Consider the following 17,967-nt stretch of genomic DNA (forward strand, 5'->3'; position numbering starts at 1 on the left):
GCGGCGGCCCCCGCACGGCGCCGGGACGGGGCACCGGCCAAAGGGCGCTACCCGTCGTCGCCCGTCTCCGGGCGCTCCCGGTCCGAGGCCGGCCACACGTAGGGCAGGTCGTCCGGGACCGAGGGGAACAGGCCGGCGTACGCCTCGGGGTCCTTGCGCACCAGTGCCGAGCGGTGACTGCGGTGGAAGGCCTCGTCGCCGAGCCAGGGCGGCAGTTCCCCGGCCCGTGCCAGTTCCTCCTGGTCCCGCACCGGCTCGTGCGGACGCAGCTCCGCGAGCCCGGCGACCAGGGAGGCCGCGCAGCTGTCCTGGTGCCCCAGGTCGCGCCAGACGTGGCAGATCTCCAGGCCGTACCGGACGAGCGCCTCCTCGTAGCCCGTCCACATCCGCACCGCCGGGTGCCGCCGCCAGCCGTAGCCGGGCACGGTGAGGCCGCGCAGCACCTGGAGCGCCTCGACCCGCTGCTTGCCCAGCCTGCGGCGGTCCAGGGCGAGCGCGGACTCGCGGAAGCCGGGGTGCGGGAGGAAGGTCTGCATGCCGGTCCTGCTCCGTTCAGCCGGGGAAATCGCCGCGGGCACGCAGGTGCCTGCGGCGTTCGGCGTAGGCGAGGTCGTCGCGCCACAGGCGTCCGGCGGCGGCGCCCACCAGCGGGCGCAGCACCGGTGCGAGCCGGCGTGCCACGGAGAAGCCGGGGCGGTCCGAGGTGGCCAGCACCGCCTCCACGACCGCGGTGCGCGGCCGGCCGGCCGCGTCCGGACCGAGCGGTGTGGCATGGCTCTCGACGACGGACCCGGCCCCCTCCCCCTCGGTGATGCGCATGACGACGGTGCGCGGTCCGGGCGCGGTGAACTCGGCCCGCACCGGGACGACGAGGCGCCGGGTGAGCCGGAAGGACACGTCCACGAGGAAGCGGTCGCCGGCGGCGTCCGAGGGATCGCCCGGCGCCTCGGCGACGGTGAGGTCCACGAAGGAGTACGGGTGGAACCAGGCGCCGTGCCACGGGTCGAGCCGGTTGGCTACCACGTCCTCGGGCTCGCAGGTTCCGGTGCCGCGCCACACGGACGTCAGGGCCGTCGCCGTGGACGGCCGGGCGGGGACCGGGGGGCCCGGGGTCGGGGCCTCCCGGCCCGCGGTGTCCAGCCGTACCCACACCAGTACGCCGTCGTCGTGGACCGGCAGGGGTTCCCAGCCCGCGAACGGGGCGCCGTCGAGGGCGAGTCCGTGCCAGTGGCACACCAGGGTGCCGCACCGCACCGGGCTGTCGGCCAGCGGGGCGCCCAGGTGCGGGCAGGCGCCGGGACCGCCCACGAGGCGCCCGCGCGCGTCGCGCCACACGACGACCTCGGCGCCGGCGACCGTGCCGGACAGCGGGCGGTCGGGGCGCACGTCCGTGCTCGCGCCGAGGACGTACCAGTTGCCCGCGGGGCGGGCCAGGGCGCGGGCGAGGGCCCCGGCGATGACGGCGGGCCGTGCCTCGCGCCAGGTGGGCCGCTGGTGCTGCCAGGGGACGGGGTGACGCCGCAGGCTCAGGGGCAGTCGGCCGCGGCGGGGACGGGGAGCGGTGCTCAACGGGCCTCCGTCGGGTCCTGGGTGCCGCCGCGGAGGGACACCGCCGCCGTGCGGGGCTCGGGGGCGCCGCGCGCGGTGCGCCGCGCCGGGCGGCCGGTGGTGGCGGCGAGCCGGGACCTGCGGCCGGTGGTGGTGCCGCGCGCGGCGAGCCGGGCGGAGAGTACGCGCGCCAGCCCGTCGGCCGCGACGACCGCCCGTCGGCGGCGGGGCACCACCGCGCGCCGGTGCAGCACCGCGTACCCGCCGTCCGCGACGGTGTCGAGGATGTTCCGGTAGAGCAGGAACGCGGTGCGCACGCAGGGCCGCGCGACCGGGTCGAGCATCGCGAGTCCGGGCGCGGCCTCGCGGTAGACGCCCCGCGTGAGGTCCTCGGCGGCCCGCAGCGCGGCGGTGATGCGCGGGTCGTGGCGGCCGGTGCGCCTGCTCCACCGCAGCAGGTCGCGCTGGACGCCGTGCGCCGCCAGCAGGTCCGCGGGGAGGTAGATCCGGCCGCGGTCCAGGTCCTCGCCGACGTCGCGCAGGAAGTTGGTCAGCTGGAAGGCGACGCCCAGGGCGGCGGCGTGCGGCGCGGCCTCGGCGCGGGCGGTCACGGTGCCGAGGACGGGGAGCATCTGCAGGCCGATCACGGCGGCCGAGCCGTGCATGTAGGCGCGCAGGTCGGCGTAGGTGGCGTAGTCGGTGACGGTGAGGTCGGCGCGCATAGATGCCATGAAGTCGGTGAAGTGCGCCGGTTCGATGGCGTAGCGGGCGGCGGTGTCGGCCAGCGCGCGCACGACGGGTTCGGCGGTGGGCCGGCCGCCGTCGAGTGCCTGCCGGAGGAGTCCGTCGAGGCGGGTGAGGTCGGCTCCGCGCTCGCCGGGCGTGGCGCCGGTGGCGGTGTCGTCGACGATGTCGTCGGCCCACCGGGCGAACCCGTACAGGGCGTGCACGGCCGGTCTGCGGTCGGCGGGCAGGAGGCGGGTGGCCAGGAAGTAGGTGCGCCCGTGGCGTGCGTTGAGGGCTCGGCACCGGCCGTAGGCGGCCCGCAGCGCGGGGTCGGTGATGCCCGCGGCGTCCAGTTCTCGCCGGGTCATCGGCGCCCGCTCCCCGGCGCCCCGCGGCGGGCGGGTGTCCCGGTGATGCGGGCGGCGGCGAGCTTGCCGGAGACCAGCACGGTCGGCACGCCGACGCCCGGGGTGGTCCCGCAGCCCGCGAGGACCGCGTTGTCCGTGCCGCGCACCAGGTTGCGGGGGCGGAAGGGCCCTGTCTGGGCGAAGGTGTGGGCGACGGAGAACGGGGTGCCGGCGGCGTGCCCCTGTGCCGTCCAGTCGGCCGGTGTCACCAGGCACTCCTCCTCCACGGCGGCGGCGATGCCGGTCAGTCCCCGGCGTTCCAGGGTGGCGAGCAGGCGGTCCCGGTAGCGGGGCGCGAGGTCCGCCCACTCCCGGGCGCCGGGGCCGATGTCCGTGTTGGGGCACGGGGCAAGGACGTAGTGCAGGTGCCGTCCCTCGGGCGCGAGGCCGGGGTCGCCGGCGGTGGGCCGGGTGATCAGCAGCGACGGGTCGGTCATCAGGGTGCCGCTCCTGGTGAGTTCGTCGAAGGTCCGCCGCCACTCGGTACCGAAGGAGAGGGTGTGGTGGGCGAGTTGCGGCCAGGTACGGGTGGTGCCGGCGTGCAGGACGACGGCGGAGGGGGCGTGCCGCAGGGCGACGGGACGGCGCGGGCGGCGGCCGAGGAGCCGGTGGGCGACGGGCAGGTCGGGGGTGAGGACAACGGCGTCGCACGGGACGCGCCCGTGGTCGGTGACGACCGCGGTGATCCGGGTGCCGGACCGTTCCAGGCGGGTGACGTCCTGTCCCAGGCGCAGTTCGGCCCCGGCGTCCGCGGCCGCCGCGGCCATGGCCCGGGGCAGGGCGTGCATGCCGCCGCGCGGGAACCAGACGCCGGCCACGGTGTCCATGTAGGCGATGACGGCATAGGCGGCCAGGGCCCGGGCGGGCGCGACCCCGGCGTACAGGGACTGGAAGGAGAAGACCCGTTTGAGCCGTTCGTCGGTCAGGAACCGTCCGATACGGGCGTCGAGCCGGCCGAATCCGCCGAGCGCGGCGAGCCGGGCCAGGTCGGGCGTGAGCAGGCCGAGCGGAGAGTCGAAGTTGGCGTCGATGAACCGGCGCATCTGCACGGCGTACAACCGCCCGAGCCAGTCCCGCAGCCGCCGGTACCCGTCCGCCTCCCGGGCCCCGGCGAACCGTTCGACCTCCGTCTCCATGGCTTCGGCGTCGGTGTGGACGTCGAGGGTGGTGCCGTCGGCGAAGGCCGCCCGGTAGGCGGGGTGCAGGGGCAGGAGTTCGACGCGGTCGCGCAGTCGCTCGCCGACGGCGGCGAATGCCTCGTCGGCCAGGTCGGGCATGGTCAGCACGGTCGGGCCCGTGTCGAGGTGGTAGCCGCCCAGTCGGCGCCGTCCGGCCCGGCCGCCGGGCAGCGGGTCGCGCTCCACGACGGTCACCCGCCGCCCGGAGCCGAGCAGGTGCAGGGCCGCGGACAGGCCGGCGAGTCCGGCACCGACGACGACCACGTGGTCGGTGCGACCGGGCACCGTACGCGTCATCGCCGGCTCCGGTGGCCGGCCGGCCGGACGGACGGCTCTCTCCGGCCGTCACCGGCCGTGCTGGGGCGCATCCCGCATCCTCTCGTCGTCGGGCGCGGCGGACGGCCGCGTCGGGCAGGCGGGCAGCCGGCCCGTGGGCGACACGGCGTCATGTCTTCCCCACCCGCTTCCCGCGCGACGCCGTCCCAGCCGGTTCCCGGCCCGCGGCCACCCGATCGGCCCACCGCCGTCCGTGGCCGCCGAGCGCGCCGCGCGGTGCCGGACGCCGCGAGGGCGAATACTCCGGCGGGAGCGGGGCCGGGACGGACCGGGACCGGACGGCACTTGACGGGCCGGAACGGACCGGAGCGCGCGAGAACGGGCCGAGACGGACCGGAGCGCGTGAGGCCGGGCCCGGCAGGGGCGGGAAGCGTCGGCGGGGCGGAAGGAGAGGGCCGTGGCCGTGGTCGAGGCGGACATCGTCGTCGTCGGTGCCGGGGCGGCGGGCCTCTCCCTGGTGCACCGGCTCTGCGCCGACGCGCCGCCCGGTGCGGCACCCTCCGTCGTCCTGGTCGATCCGCCGCCCGGTCCGCTGCGACCGCCGCCGCGCACCTGGTGCTTCTGGGAGTCCGGGCCCGGCCGCTTCGACCGGGCGACGACGGCGTCGTGGGAGTGGCTGCGGGTGCACGGCCCGGACGGGGCCGTCGTCCGGCGGCACATCGCCCCCTACCGCTACAAGATGATCCGCTCGGACGACTTCGAGGCGCTGGTGGTCCGGGACCTGAGGGAGCGTCCGGGAGTACGGCGGCTGGAGGCCACCGTCGGCGGGCTGACCGGCCTGCCGGACGGCACCGTGCGCGTGACGGCCGCCGACGCCGCGGGGGCCCGGCTCGGCCTGCGCGCCCGCTGGGTCTTCGACTCCCGCCCGCCGGGGCGCCCGCCGACCGCCCGCACCCGTCTCCTCCAGCACTTCCGCGGCTGGTTCGTGCGCACCGAACGGCCGGTCTTCGACCCCTCGGTGGTCGACCTGATGGACTTCCGCACCCGCCGGCCGGAGCGCGGTCTGTCCTTCGGCTACGTCCTGCCGACCGGCCGGCACACGGCCCTGGTCGAGTACACCGGGTTCGGTCCGGCACCGCTGACGGCACGGGCGTACGACAGCGCGCTGGAGGACTACACGCGCCGGGTGCTGCGCGCCGGGGCCACCGAGGTCCTCTCGACCGAGCAGGGGGTCATTCCGATGACCGACGGGGTCTTCGAGCGGCGGGCCGCGGGCTCGGAGCGGATCTTCCGCATCGGCGCCGCGGGCGGGGCGACACGGGCCTCCACCGGCTACACGTTCGCCGCCGTGCAGCGCCAGTGCGACGCCGTCGCGCGCGCCGTACGGGCCGGGCACCGCCCGGAGCCGCCGCCCGCGCATCCGCTGCGGGCACGGCTGATGGACGCGGTGCTGCTGCGCGCGCTGGACACCGGCCGGGTGGACGGCCCCGACCTGTTCTACCGGCTGTTCGACCGCGTCCCCCCGGTGCGGCTGCTGCGTTTCCTGGACGGCCGGTCCCGGCTGTACGAGGACCTGGCGGTCGGAGTGCGCACTCCCGTCGTGCCGATGCTGCGGACGGCGGCCGAGCTGCCCTGGCTGCCGCGCCGCCGTCCGCCCGTCCGCTGACCCCATCCGCCCACCTCGGGAGTGACCGATGCCCCTGCTGCGCGACCGCGCGCTCACCGCCGCCTTCGACCGGGGCGCGGACCGCTACGACCGCCTCGTCTCGTTCAATCCGGGCTACCACGCCCAGTTGCGCCGCTCTGCCCGCAGGCTGGGCCTCCCCGGCGGCGGGGCGGGGCGCCGGGTACTGGACCTGGGGTGCGGGACGGGCGCCTCGACGGCGGCGCTGGCGGCGGTCTTCCCCGCCGCGGAGCTGGTCGGGGTGGACGCCTCGGCGGGCATGCTGGATCGGGCCCGCGCCAAGCGCCGGCCGCCGGGGGCGCGCTTCGTCCACGCCACGGCGGAGGACCTGGGCGGAGCGGGCGTCGACGGTCCCTTCGACGCGGTGTTCGCCGCGTACTGCTTCCGCAACCTCACCGACCCCGACGCCGTCCTGCGCACGGTGCGCGGGCTGCTGGCTCCGGGGGGCCGGCTGGCGGTGCACGAGTACGCGCTGGCCGGTGGGCGTGCGGACCGGCTGATGTGGGACGCGGTGTGCCGGGGCGTCATCCTCCCCCTGGGCGCGCTCACCGGCGACCGGGCCCTGTACCGCCATCTGTGGCGCAGCGTCACGGCGTTCGACACCGCACCGGAGTTCGGCGCACGGCTCGCCCGGGGCGGCTTCGACCGCGTCCGCGTCCTGCCGCTGCCGGGCTGGCACACGGGGATCGCCCACACCTTCGTCTGCCGCCTGGGGGCGGCGGAGCCGGGCCGGCCGGCGGCCGGGGATGCGCGGGCCGACGGGGAGCCCGGCCGGGCGCGGACCGACGGCGGACCCGACGACCGGACACGGGCCGACGGGGAGGAGACCCGTGAGGGGCGGGCCCAGGAGGCGGTCGAGAACACACCGGGCGGCGGACGGCCGGGCGACGGAGCGGTGGACGGTGGTGACGCGCGCGGGCCGTCCGGCGGACGGCCGAACGGCGGCGGACGGCCGGGCAGTAGCGGACAGCCGGGCAGTGGCGAGTGGTCGGGAGGTGGGCGGTGAGGCGGCCGGGCGGGGCGCGGCCTCCGGGGCGGGACCGGCGGGCCGAGATCGTCGTACCTCCGCCGGGCCGTGAGCGGATCGAGGGCGATCCGCCGTCCGTGGCGGTGATCGGCGGCGGCATCGCGGGACTGGCGGCGGCGACCGCCCTCGCGGAGCACGGCGTACGGGTGGTGCTCCACGAACGCGAGCCGGTGCTCGGCGGACGCGTCGCCGGGTGGCCCGTCGCGCTGCCGGACGGGACGACGGCGACGATGAGCCGCGGCTTCCACGCCTTCTTCCGCCAGTACTACAACCTGCGCGGCCTGCTGCGTCGCTGCGATCCCGGCCTCGGCATGCTCACCGGCCTGCCGGACTACCCCCTCCAGCACAGCAGCGGGCTGCGCGACAGCTTCCGCCGGGTACCGCGCACTCCCCCGTTCAGCGCCCTCGGGTTCGTGGCCCTGAGTCCCAGCTTCGGGCCGCGCGACCTGGCGCGGCTGCGGCCCGCGGCGGCGCTGCCGCTCCTGGACGTACGCCCGCGCGACATCCACGAGCGGCTGGACGGGGTGAGCGCCCACGACTTCCTGGACGCGGTGGGTTTCCCCGCGGCGGCGCGGCATCTGGCCTTCGAGGTGTTCTCCCGCAGCTTCTTCGCCGATCCGCGGGAGCTGTCGGCCGCCGAGATGGCGCTGATGTTCCACATCTACTTCCTCGGCTCCAGCGAGGGACTGCTGTTCGACGTGCCGTCGGAGCCGTTCCCGCGGGCGCTGTGGGACCCGCTCGCGGAGCGTCTGGCGCGGCTCGGGGCACAGGTGCGGACCGGCACGCCCGTGGAGGCCGTCCGGCCCGGCCCGGCCGGCGGCCATGTCGTGGCCGACGGCGCCGACGCGCGGACGTACGACGCCGTGGTGCTCGCCCTGGACGTGGCGGGCCTGCGGGGGCTGGTGGGCCGCTCGCCCCATCTCGGCGACGCCGCCTGGCGCGAGCGGGTGGCCCGGCTGCGGAACGCCCCGCCGTTCCTGGTCTCCCGGCTCTGGCTGGACCGGCCGGTCGCCCCCGGCCGTCCCGGCTTCCTCGGTACCAGCGGTTACGGCTCGCTGGACAACATCAGCGTGCTGTCGCGCTGGGAGGGGGAGGCGGCGCGCTGGTCGGCACGCACGGGAGGGTCCGTCGTCGAGCTCCACGCCTACGCCGTGCCGCCGGCCGCCGTCCGGGAGGTCGAGGAGAAGCGTCTCGTGGAGCAGTTGTACCGGGTGTACCCGGAGACCCGGGAGGCACGTGTGGTCGCCGCACGGCACGAGTGGCGGGCGGACTGCCCGCTGTTCACCGTCGGGGGCCGCGCCGACCGCCCCGCGGTCCGCACCTGCGACCCCACCGTGGTCGTCGCGGGTGACCTGGTCCATACGGATCTTCCCGTGGCCCTGATGGAACGCGCCGCCACGTCCGGGTTCCTGGCGGCCAACGCCTTGCTGGCGCGGTGGGGCGTACGGGGCGAGACCCTGTGGACGGTGCCCGGCCGGGGCCGGTCCGCGCTGCTGCGTGCCGCGGCCCGGCACCTCGCTCCACGCCGCTGACCCGCGGACCGTGCCGTCCGACCGGTCGGCCGGTCGGCCGGGGCCGGTCCGCGGGGCTCGGATTCCGCGCCGGGGCGCACGCCGCTACGCCCCCGCCCCCGCGTCCCCTTCCTGCCGGTCGGCCAGGCCGCCCGCGCCGAGGGGGCCCGTGGGTTCGAGCGAGCCCTCCGCCTCCAGCCGGGGCAGCTCGTGGCGGGACAGCCGCAGGACCACGGGCGGCAGCGTCGTGCGCCCCAGTTGGGCCAGCCGCAGCCAGCCCGGCACGTACACGGCGGTGCGGCGGCGCTCCACGGCGCGCACCAGCCGCGCGGCGACCTCGTCCGGCGGGAAGGTGCGGCGGGCCGGCGGCGGCATGTGGCCCCGCAGCTCGCGCAGCACCGGGTGGCGGTCGGCGTCCCGGATCATGTCGGTGTCGATCCAGTTGAGGTAGGCGATGCCCACGGCGATCCCGTGATGGGCCACCTCGGCGCGCAGCGAGTGGACGAACGCCTCGACGCCCGCCTTGGACGCGCAGTAGGCGCTCATCATGGGGGCCGCCCCGAGCGAGGCCAGGGAGGCCACTTGGAGGTGGTAGCCCGCGGTGTTCAGCAGGTCCGGCAGGAAGGCCCGCGCGGTGTGGGCGCTGCCGGTCAGGTTGACGTCGACGACCCGGCGCCACAGCTGCGGGTCGGACGTGGCGAACGGCCCGCCCTCCGCGATGCCGGCGTTGGCCACCACGACCGACGGCGTCCCCAGGCGCCGGCGCACCTCGCCCGCCGCGTCGTCCAGTGCGGCGGGGTCGGTGACGTCGGCCTCGACGGCGAGCGCGGGCGTCGGCAGCCGTGCCGCCAGGGCGTCGAGGAGCGGCTTCTCCCGGCCGAGCAGGGCGACCCGGGCGCCGCGGCGGGCGCAGGCGCGGGCCAGGGCGGCGCCGAGGCCGCGGGCCGCGCCGGTCACCACGACGGTTCGGTTCTGGAGCGGGCTGTCGGTCACCGGTCGCGCCTTTCTCGAGGGTGGGGCACGGTGCCCGAAGTCTCGGGCGGGTCGGCACTTCTCGTGGAGTCAGTGCAGTCTCGTGGAGCCTCGTGGGATCGCGTGGAGCCTCGTGGGATCACGTGGGAATGCGTCACCGGCGCTTGTCGCCGGTGCGGTCGCGGCTGGTCAGGGCCCGCTGGACCCGGCTGAGGCCGTCGAACCGGTCGCGGCGGAGGGCGGCGCGCGCGGCGTTGGCGCCGGGCGCCCCGTGCACGCCGCCGCCGGGGTGGGCGCCCGAGGAGGCGAGGAAGAGACCGGCCACCGGCGTCTCGGGCCGCCCGGTGCCGGGCACGGGCCGGAAGACGAGCTGCTGGTGCATGGCGGTGGTGCCGCCGTTGATCGCGCCGCCCTCCAGGTTGGCGTCCATGGCCTGGAGCGTCGGCGGGGCGAGGACGCGACGGGCCCGGACCAGGGCCCGGAACCCGGGGGCGAACCGCTCCACGTGGCGCTCGACCCGGTCGGCCATCAGCTCCCGCTCCCTGCCGTCCCAGCTCCCGGTGATGCCCTCCTCGCCGGCGTCGGCCCTGATGTGGTGGGGAACGTGGGTGTAGGCCCAGGCGGACTCCGTGCCGCGCGGCGAGCGGGACGGGTCGGACGTCGTCATCTGGCCGAACAGGGAGAAGGGCCGGTCGGGCACCTGCCGCATGGCGATCTGGGCGGCGAACCGGGTCAGTTCGTCGAGGCCGTCGGCCAGGTGCACGGTTCCGGCCCCCGCCGCCGGCTCGCACCGCCACGGCACGGGCCCGTCCAGCGCCCAGTCCACCTTGAAGGTCGCGAAGTCCCACTGGAAGCGCCGTACGTCGGTCAGGACCTGGTCCGGCAGGTCCGCCGGGGCGACGAGTCCGCCGTAGAGGGCGGGTACGGACACGTCCGCGAGGACGGCTCGCCGGGCGGTCACCGTCTCCCCGTCGGCCGTGCGGACACCGGCCGCCCGCCGCGCGCGGACCAGGACCCGCTCCACCCGGCGCCCGCAGCTCACGACGCCTCCGCGGGCCCGCAGCCGGCGCACCAGCGCCTCGGTGAGGGCGCCGGCCCCGCCGACCGGTACGGGGAATCCGTAGGTCTGTCCGAGCATCGACATCAGCCAGCCGAAGCCGCCGCTGCCCGCTGCCTCGGGGGCCAGGTCGGCGTGCAGGGCGTTGCCGGCCAGCAGCAGGCGCCCGCCCTCCCCGCGGAACTCCTCCTCACCCATGCGGCGCACCGGCAGGACCAGGGTGCGCGCCAGCCTGAGTCCGCCCCCGCCGCGGAGCCTCAGGGCGAGCCGGGCGCCGGCGCGGACGGGCGGGAAGGGGGTGAACAGGGCGTCCACGATGTCGGCACGGTAGCGGTCCCACACCCCGTGCAGCCGCTCCCAGGCGGCACCGTCGCCGGGCGCGAAGGCCTCCAGGGAGGCGGCGGTGGCGGCGACGTCACGGTCGAGGACGGCGCATGTGCCGTCGCTCAGGGGATGGGCCAGTACGTGCGGGGCGTGGGACCAGCGCAGCCCGTGGTCCTCCAGATCCAGTCCGCGCAGGACCGGGGAGGCGGCGGCGAGCGGGTAGAAGGAGCTGAACAGGTCGTTGACGAACCCGGGGGCGACCTCGCTGTCGTGCCGCACGGCGCCGCCGGGCTCCGGCTGCTCCTCCAGGACCGTCACGCTCCAGCCGGCGTCCGCCAGCAGGTTCGCCGCCACGAGTCCGTTGGGGCCGGCTCCGATCACGACGGCGTCAGGCACGGCCGCCCCCGTGTCCGTACCTCACCGAACCGGCGGTGTCCGACGGGTCGGGGCGGCACTGCCCACCGGCCTCGGCCTCGCAGAGGTGGGCGAGCCGGGCCAGCATCGCGCGGTGGCGGATCTGGATGAGCGCCTCGACCCCCACGTTGTGCATCAGGCCGCCGGGGCCGCGCAGCGGGTGCTCGTCCACGATGACCAGGCACTGCTCGCCCCAGGGACGCAGTTCGACGGAGATCCGGCCGGTGCCCAGCCGGCCCGCCTTCGCCTCGATCTCCAGCAGCGACCCCTCCACCATGTGCCGCACGACCGACTCGTTGGTCAGCCGCAGCGGTCCGAGCCGTACCTCGTAGGCGATCGTCGCACCGGTCCGCGGCCACTGTCCGGACCTGGGGGTGACCTCCGAGGGGCCCACCACCCACCGCGCGTACTGGCTCCCGTCCGCGAGGACGTCCCACACCGCCTGCGGGGTCGCCTGGATCAACCGATGCCGAACCGCCACGTGTGCCTCCCGCGTCCGGTAACCGCCACTGCACGACGCTGCACTGAGTGCCCCGTGCACGGCGGGCCAACCCGGTGGCGGTGCCTCGGGGGCGCCCTGACATCTCTCAGGTACCGGCCGGCCCCGTGCCCGCCTAGCGTCTCGGACGGGGACGGCCTACGGGGGTGGCTCGTCCCCGACACAAAGAGAGACGGACGAGAGACGGACGCGGACGCCGAGGCGGCCGCGGGAAACGGGGACCGATGAACCGCCGATCGATCACGACACTGCTGGCCGCCGGGGGCGCGGCCGCCGCACTCGCGCTGACCGCCGTACCGGCCCAGGCCGCCTCCTTCCAGGGCGGGAACTACGGCGCCTACGGGATGGAGGGGCAGTACCCCACCGTCTCCGGTTGCGCCGGGACGTTCAAGCAGGTGGGCTCCACCCGGTACGCGGAGGGGATGGCGCTGAAGTACTTCTACTCCGACAAGTGCGGGTCGTTCGCCCGGATCGAGAACTCCCGGGCCAACTGCGCCGCCGTCCTGGAACGGTCGGACTCCGGCGCCGGGCGTGCCGACGGCTGGGTCTCGGAGACCGTCGACCCGGGCATCGGCTACGCCTACTCGAAGATCGGCAACAATCTGAACGGCCGGGTCTCGCGGGCCCTGCTCACCTGTGACGGGCACGTCTGGGCGCAGACCGGCTGGTACTGACCGCCCCGGCGCACCACCGCGCCGTACGGCCGCGACGGACTGTGCCGGCCGCCTTGTCCAGGCGGCCGGCACAGTCCGTCGCGGGAGGGACCGGCCGGGAGCCCGGCACACGGTCACCTGAAACTGAAAGATCCTGCATTGGCATGGACCTGATGGATGCATGCTGGCTAAGCTCGAAGCGACCCGATGAGAGCGCTCTCAACTGCGGTTGTTCCACCCCACCTTGCTGGAACGACGAAGGGCAACTCCCGTGAGACGCACCAGACTCAGGCATCTCGGCCTGGCCGGCCTCCTCGTGCTCGGCAGCCTCAGCGCGGTCGGCACCCTGCCGGCCTCGGCGGCCGAGGCCCCCTCCTCCTCCTCCTCGGCCGAGCAGCCGGCCTCCGCCGGCCTCCTGGACGCCATGCAGCGCGACTTCGGCCTCACCCGGGCCGAGGCCGAGGACCGGCTCGCGGCCGAACGCGACGCCACCGACCTGGAACCCGCCGCACGCCGGGCCGCCGGAAAGGCCTTCGGCGGCTCCTGGTTCGACGCGGACGCCGGAAAACTCACCGTGGCCGTCACCTCGGACGCGGCGCCCTCGACCCTGCGGGCGGTCCGGGCCACCGGCGCCGAGATCCGCACCGTGGAGCACAGCGCACAGCAGCTGGACGCGGCCAAGGCGCGCGTCGACCGCCTCGACGCTCCGGCCGGCGTGAGCAGTTGGCACGTCGACCAGAAGGCCGGCGCCCTGGTCGTCGACGTGGTCGAGGGCCAGCGGGCTGACAACGATGTCCAGAGCTTCGTGAAGCAGGCCCGCGAGTCCGGACCGGTCACGGTGCGTACGGTGCCGTCGGCCCCGCAGACCTTCGCCGCGGGCACCGTCGGCGGCGACCCGTACTACACCGGCAACGTCCGGTGCTCCATCGGCTTCTCGGTGCACGGCGGGTTCGTCACCGCCGGTCACTGCGGGCAGGCCGGCGCGTCGGTCAGCGGCTGGGACCGCTCGTACATCGGCACGTTCCAGGGCTCGTCCTTCCCCGACAACGACTACGCCTGGGTCAGCGTGGGCAGCGGCTGGTGGACGGTACCGGTCGTGCTCGGCTGGGGCACGGTCTCCGACCAGCTCGTGCGCGGCTCGAACGTGGCACCCGTGGGCGCCTCGATCTGCCGCTCCGGTTCCACCACCCACTGGCACTGCGGCACCGTCCTCGCCCACAACCAGACGGTGAACTACAGCGACGGCGCGGTGGTGCACCAGCTGACCAAGACCAGCGTGTGCGCCGAGGGCGGCGACTCCGGCGGCTCCTTCATCAGCGGTGACCAGGCTCAGGGTGTCACCTCCGGTGGCTGGGGCAACTGCTCCAGCGGCGGGGAGACCTGGTACCAGCCGGTCAACGAGATCCTGAACCGTTACGGGCTGACCCTCCAAACGGCCTGACCCCGCACACGGCCTGACCCTGCGTCCGGACCGCCCCCGCGAACGGACCGACCCCGCGTGCGGTTCGGCCGGAACACGGTCGGCCAGAAACGGCCGGGGAGAGCCCCGTCAGAGCCCTGGCGGGGCTCTCCCCCGATGTTCGGCCCGGGCCTCGGCGCGTCATACGTCGCCGAGGCCCGGCTCCGCCGGTTCGGCCCCAGTCGCGGTGCCCAGCCTGCGGTAGGCGGCCCGCGCGTGGACCAGGCGGGCCAGCGCGGTGCCCACCAGGGCGGCGCCGAGCAGGCAGGCCAGCCAGAGCGCGTCCCGCCGGCCGGCCCAGGTGAGGGTGCCGGCCGGCGGTATGGCGAAGCCGTTGAGGGACAGCCAGCACAGGAGCGCCGTGCCCGGGGCGGCCGTGAACCGGGCGCAGAGGCCCAGCAGCGCCGCCAGCAGGGAGAGCGCGACGAGAGCAGGACCCGGACGCCCGGCGCCCACGGTGCCGTTGAGGAGTGCCACCAGAGTGAGGGCGCCGCCGAAGGCCCCGGCCCAGACCAGCGGAGCCGCCACCGGCCGGGGGACGGGTCTGGCACCGCTGGCCAGGGGCACCCACTCGATCATGCTGACGGCTCCTTCCGGTCCCGGACGGGCCGACCACGACGTCGGACACCGACCCTGTGGGCAGATTGTCCCACCGGCACCTGCGGCGCCTCCCCGGACGGGGCGACGACCGGCCACTCGGGCCGCCCGGCACCCGGCGACCGGACGCCGTACGGGTCGCCCCGAGGAGCCCTTAGCGGTCCGCCTCCGCGTGCTCCCTGACCGGTTCGGGTTCCGTACGGACCGGCGGGCTCGCCCCGTCCCCGGTGTCGGCGCCCGGTGCCGTGGTCTCCCACCGCGCCCCGGGGAACAGCCTGGCAGCCGCGCGCAGGCCCTCGGCGAGCACGTGCGCCCGTGCCGCGACGATGGGCCCGAGGACGGCGAGCACGAGGACGTACCCCGCGATGAAGGGGGCGAGCCGCGCGTCGAGTCCGGCGCCGGCGGCCATGGCGGCCAGGATCAGCGCGAACTCGCCGCGGGCGACCAGGGTGGTGGCGATCTCGGCGGCGGGCTGGGCACCGTAGCGGTAGACCCGGGCGACACACAGACCGGCGGCGATGTTCATGACGATGGTCAGTACCGCCGCCGCGGCGACCGGACCGGCGACGGAGGCGATGTCACCGGGGTCGATGGCGAGGCCGAAAGCGAAGAAGAAGATGGCCGCGAAGGCGTCCCGGAGCGGGTGCACCAGTTCGCGGATCCGGGGCCCGGAGGGAGTGCCGGCGAGGATCAGGCCGACCATGAACGCCCCGATGGCGTCGGCCACGCCCAGCACTTCGGAGACACCGGCGACGAGCACCGCGGCGCCGAGGAAGCTGATGACGAGGAGTTCGTTGTCCCGCGTGTGGATCAGCCGGCCCACGAGCCGGGTGCCGTAGCGCGCCGCGGCGGCCAGCACCAGCAGGAAGCCGAAGGCCTTGCCCGCCTGCAGGGCGATGTCCGCGAAACCGTGGGCGCCCGCGATGATCGGCTGCAGCGCGGCCAGGTAGAGCGCGAGGAAGACGTCCTCCACGACGATGACGCCGAGGATCAGCCGGGTCTCCGGGCGGCCGATCCGGCCCAGATCGATGAGGATCTTGGTGACGATCGCGGAGGAGGAGATGCCGAGCACGCCCGCGAGCACCAGCGCCTCGCGCATGCCCCAGCCGAGGACGAACCCGAAGACGAGCCCGGCGCCGACGTTCAGGAGCAGGTAGATGCCGCCGGCGGTCAGCAGCCGCCTGCCGCCGCGCTTGAGGTCGTCGAGGTGGAACTCCAGGCCCAGGTAGAACAGGAGCAGCACCAGCCCGAGCGCCGAGAGCATCTCGAAGTCGTGCGCGTCCTCGACGAGTACGAGACCCGGGGTGTGGGGGCCGAGCAGGATGCCGGCGAGCATGAACAGGGGAATCGTCGGAAGTCCGATCCTGCCGCCGAGGCGGGCGAGGAGCGCGGCGGCGAGGAAGGCGCCGCCCATGGCGAGCAGGGTGTCAGCGTGTCCCACGGGTCACCGCCCCCAGGCGCGCGGCGGGTGGGCAGGGCTTCACTTGACGGGGATGGATGCGCATTCTCCTTCATCTGTGGTGCGTAGTCGGTGGTGCGTCGTCGGTGGTGCGTAGTCGTCCGCGGGGCGTCGTGGCCCGCGGTGCGTCGTCATCCGTGGGGCGTCAGTGCCTGCGGCGCGGCGGGTTCCGTGCTGCGTGGTCGTCCGGTCTGCTGCGTCGTCGTCCGGGTACGTGATCGGGCGGGCGGTCGGGTAGTCGGACGCCGCCCACCGGCGTCGGCGCGCCGTGACACCGCTCGCGGGATCCGGTCGGACAGAGGGCACCGGTCACCGCGGCACCCGGGTGCGAACGGCACCCGGTACGGACCATGCGGCAACGCCCGCCGGCCGACGGGATGTGCCTCATCGCGACATCCCCGGCCCTGCGTCCCCCGGCCCACGGACAAGGCCCCCGGGCGGCGTCGGTCCACGGTCACACGCCGGGCCCGCACGCGGCCATCGGGGACGGCACCCAGATGATCCGGTGGCCGACACCCATTGCCGGCCGAAGCCGCCGGGTGCGCGGCGGCGCCGAGGGAGGATGCGCCGCGGCCGACTCGGGGATACCGGCCGCGGCGCTTCCCACGCCCCGGTCACGGGAGGACGACGCGCCCGGAGCATGTACGGCGTCTTCCCCCCGTCACCATCCTGAGACTGCGCCGGCCGGGTGATCGTCGCACCCCGGGTCGCCCCGGCACACGGCGCCCCTGTTCGGCCGACGCACACGGCATGGGGCCTGCCGGGCTACGGCCTCGCCCGCCGCCTGCACGGCGTACGTCAGGGGCATCGCCCGCGCCGGACGGGGTCCGCGAGTGGCGGCCACGGCACCGGAGGGGAACGGAGCAAGGGTTTCGCCAGGACAGCGGCCCGCCCGGCCCCCGGTAAGGCGCCCGCGACGTACCGCCGTCGGACCGCGTGCGCCGTGCGGCGTGCGGCGATCGGCGTAAGGCGATCGGGTCAGGATGCCCGGCGGGTCATCGCGCAGGCCAAGTCGTGCAGTTGGCGGTGGCCGTCGACGGTCGGCCGGGCCAGCGACAGGGACCGCAGCGCTGCCGCCATCTGACGGCGTGCCTCCCCCTCGGCCGCCTGCCGTCCGCCCGCGTCCTCCACCAGGCGGCGCGCCAGGTCGACCTCGGCGTCCTCCATCGGGTGGGACGCGCGGTACAGCTCGCGCAGCCGTCCGGCCGCCGCGCCCGGGGCGGTGAGGGCCGCCACCACCGGCAGCGACTTCTTGCGTGCGGCCAGGTCGGCACCGACCGGCTTGCCGCTGCAGGCGGTGTGCCCCCAGATGCCGAGGATGTCGTCGGCGCACTGGAAGGCCACGCCGAGGTGCCGGCCGAACTCCCGCAGGCCGCCCACCCGGACGGTGTCGGCGCCGGCCAGCGCGCCGCCGAGCGCGCAGGCGCACCCGATCAGGGAGCCGGTCTTGCCGACGGCCATCGCAAGGTAGTCGGCGACCGACACCTCGTGGGCCTTTTCGAAGGCGACGTCGTGGCTCTGCCCCTCCACGAGTTCCAGCAGAGTGCTCACCAGTTCCTGCACGGCCGCACCGGCCCGTTCCGCCGGTGCCTGGGCCAGCGCGCTCAGCGCCGCCACCATCAGCGCGTCCCCGGTCAGGACCGCGGCGGGCGTCCCGAACAGGGACCAGGCGGCGGGCCGGTGGCGGCGCAGCGCGTCGCCGTCGATGACGTCGTCGTGCAGGAGCGTGAAGTCGTGCACCAGCTCGACCGCCACGGCGCCGGGCACCGCTTCCGCCGGACGCGCCCCCACCGCCGCCGCAGCCAGCAGGGTGAGCGCCGGCCGCACCGACTTGCCGCCGCCGGACGTGGAGACGCGCGGCGCTCCGTCGGCCTCGCACCAGCCCCGGTGGTACCCGGCCACCAGCCTCTCCGCGGCGGGCAGCGACTCGACGGCGGCCCGCAGGGCGGGCGACAGCATGGCGTCGACCCAGTCCAGGCGCGGGAAGGCACCTACCGGGGCCGGGTCGGTGGTCCGGGACACGTACTGCTCCTCACGACGGTGGGGGTACGAGGGGGCGGGGCTGCGGCCACGTTCGCACCACGCCGGGCCGACCGCCCCCGGCCAGTCAATCGGCCGGCGCCCGGGTAGGGAGGCCACGGCCGATTCACCCGGCCAAAGATCACCGGAGCGGCCC

General features: G+C 75.9%; 14 protein-coding genes and 1 pseudogene. 5 read left to right on the plus strand and 10 right to left on the minus strand.

The genetic code is table 11. From position 1 onward, the window contains the following. Positions 1-47 precede the first annotated feature (47 nt). From IG94_RS0107665 to crtI, 4 genes are read right to left on the minus strand one after another with little or no spacing between them, the layout of a single operon-like run. On the minus strand, positions 48-536 hold the full coding sequence (locus IG94_RS0107665) for an MSMEG_6728 family protein (RefSeq protein ID WP_031032811.1): 489 nt from the start codon (positions 534-536) through the stop codon (positions 48-50). Between the two features lie 16 nt (positions 537-552). After that, positions 553-1,569 (minus strand): Rieske (2Fe-2S) protein, encoded by a 1,017-nt coding sequence (locus IG94_RS0107670; RefSeq protein WP_031032812.1) that lies wholly within the window; start codon positions 1,567-1,569, stop codon positions 553-555. Then, positions 1,566-2,642 carry a phytoene/squalene synthase family protein gene (locus IG94_RS0107675; RefSeq protein WP_078892204.1) on the minus strand — a complete coding sequence of 359 codons (1,077 nt, stop codon included), beginning with the start codon at positions 2,640-2,642 and terminating at the stop codon, positions 1,566-1,568. Before IG94_RS0107675 ends, IG94_RS0107670 begins: the two co-directional genes overlap by 4 nt. After that, positions 2,639-4,156 (minus strand): phytoene desaturase family protein, encoded by a 1,518-nt coding sequence (gene crtI, locus IG94_RS0107680; protein WP_031032816.1) that lies wholly within the window; start codon positions 4,154-4,156, stop codon positions 2,639-2,641. The genes IG94_RS0107675 and crtI overlap by 4 nt, the downstream gene beginning before the upstream one ends. A 442-nt stretch (positions 4,157-4,598) precedes the next feature. Here crtI and IG94_RS0107685 point away from each other — a divergent pair, with 442 nt between their 5' ends. From IG94_RS0107685 to IG94_RS0107695, 3 genes and pseudogenes are all read left to right on the plus strand, one after another. Then, the gene (locus tag IG94_RS0107685) at positions 4,599-5,801 is read left to right on the plus strand and encodes a lycopene cyclase family protein (protein WP_031032818.1); all 1,203 of its coding nucleotides are present in this window, start codon (positions 4,599-4,601) and stop codon (positions 5,799-5,801) included. 28 nt (positions 5,802-5,829) lie between these two features. Then, positions 5,830-6,549 (plus strand): annotated as a pseudogene (locus IG94_RS0107690) (methyltransferase domain-containing protein); the annotation flags it as partial. Positions 6,550-6,821: 272 nt separating this feature from the next. Next, positions 6,822-8,378, plus strand: coding sequence for an FAD-dependent oxidoreductase (locus IG94_RS0107695; RefSeq protein WP_031032823.1), 1,557 nt, complete (start codon positions 6,822-6,824; stop codon positions 8,376-8,378). A gap of 84 nt (positions 8,379-8,462) precedes the next feature. Here the strand turns inward: IG94_RS0107695 and IG94_RS0107700 are convergent, their stop codons facing one another. The 3 genes from IG94_RS0107700 to IG94_RS0107710 form a co-directional block, all read right to left on the minus strand. Continuing rightward, positions 8,463-9,350, minus strand: a complete 888-nt coding sequence (locus IG94_RS0107700; RefSeq protein WP_031032824.1) for an SDR family oxidoreductase — start codon at positions 9,348-9,350, stop codon at positions 8,463-8,465. Between the two features lie 133 nt (positions 9,351-9,483). Beyond that, positions 9,484-11,106 (minus strand): phytoene desaturase family protein, encoded by a 1,623-nt coding sequence (locus IG94_RS0107705; protein WP_031032826.1) that lies wholly within the window; start codon positions 11,104-11,106, stop codon positions 9,484-9,486. Then, positions 11,099-11,605, minus strand: a complete 507-nt coding sequence (locus IG94_RS0107710) for an SRPBCC family protein (RefSeq protein WP_031032828.1) — start codon at positions 11,603-11,605, stop codon at positions 11,099-11,101. Before IG94_RS0107710 ends, IG94_RS0107705 begins: the two co-directional genes overlap by 8 nt. Before the next feature lie 242 nt (positions 11,606-11,847). On the opposite strand from IG94_RS0107710, the gene IG94_RS0107715 reads away from it, so the two are divergent. Both IG94_RS0107715 and IG94_RS0107720 read left to right on the plus strand, forming a co-directional pair. After that, a complete protein-coding gene (locus tag IG94_RS0107715; protein WP_031032829.1) occupies positions 11,848-12,297 on the plus strand; it encodes a hypothetical protein in 450 nt (149 codons plus the stop codon). A 250-nt stretch (positions 12,298-12,547) separates the two neighbouring features. Further along, the gene (locus IG94_RS0107720) at positions 12,548-13,717 is read left to right on the plus strand and encodes a S1 family peptidase (RefSeq protein ID WP_031032831.1); all 1,170 of its coding nucleotides are present in this window, start codon (positions 12,548-12,550) and stop codon (positions 13,715-13,717) included. A gap of 159 nt (positions 13,718-13,876) precedes the next feature. Here the strand turns inward: IG94_RS0107720 and IG94_RS0107725 are convergent, their stop codons facing one another. The 3 genes from IG94_RS0107725 to IG94_RS0107735 all read right to left on the minus strand — a co-directional run bounded on the left by IG94_RS0107725 (position 13,877) and on the right by IG94_RS0107735 (position 17,813). Then, a complete protein-coding gene (locus tag IG94_RS0107725) occupies positions 13,877-14,314 on the minus strand; it encodes a hypothetical protein (protein ID WP_031032832.1) in 438 nt (145 codons plus the stop codon). A 172-nt stretch (positions 14,315-14,486) separates the two neighbouring features. Next, positions 14,487-15,773, minus strand: a complete 1,287-nt coding sequence (locus IG94_RS0107730) for a cation:proton antiporter (RefSeq protein WP_031032835.1) — start codon at positions 15,771-15,773, stop codon at positions 14,487-14,489. A gap of 996 nt (positions 15,774-16,769) precedes the next feature. Then, a complete protein-coding gene (locus IG94_RS0107735) occupies positions 16,770-17,813 on the minus strand; it encodes a polyprenyl synthetase family protein (RefSeq protein WP_043483065.1) in 1,044 nt (347 codons plus the stop codon). Positions 17,814-17,967 lie beyond the last annotated feature (154 nt).

The organism is Streptomyces olivaceus (genome assembly GCF_000721235.1).
Classification (GTDB): Bacteria; Actinomycetota; Actinomycetes; order Streptomycetales; family Streptomycetaceae; genus Streptomyces; species Streptomyces olivaceus.

Excerpts from the sequence above, each read along its gene's own strand:
- IG94_RS0107675 (WP_078892204.1), bottom strand. The coding sequence starts at position 2,642 with ATGACCCGGCGAGAACTGGACGCCGCGGGCATCACCGACCCCGCGCTG.
- IG94_RS0107725 (WP_031032832.1), bottom strand. The coding sequence starts at position 14,314 with ATGATCGAGTGGGTGCCCCTGGCCAGCGGTGCCAGACCCGTCCCCCGG.
- IG94_RS0107665 (WP_031032811.1), bottom strand. The coding sequence starts at position 536 with ATGCAGACCTTCCTCCCGCACCCCGGCTTCCGCGAGTCCGCGCTCGCC.
- crtI (WP_031032816.1), bottom strand. The coding sequence starts at position 4,156 with ATGACGCGTACGGTGCCCGGTCGCACCGACCACGTGGTCGTCGTCGGT.
- IG94_RS0107715 (WP_031032829.1), top strand. The coding sequence starts at position 11,848 with ATGAACCGCCGATCGATCACGACACTGCTGGCCGCCGGGGGCGCGGCC.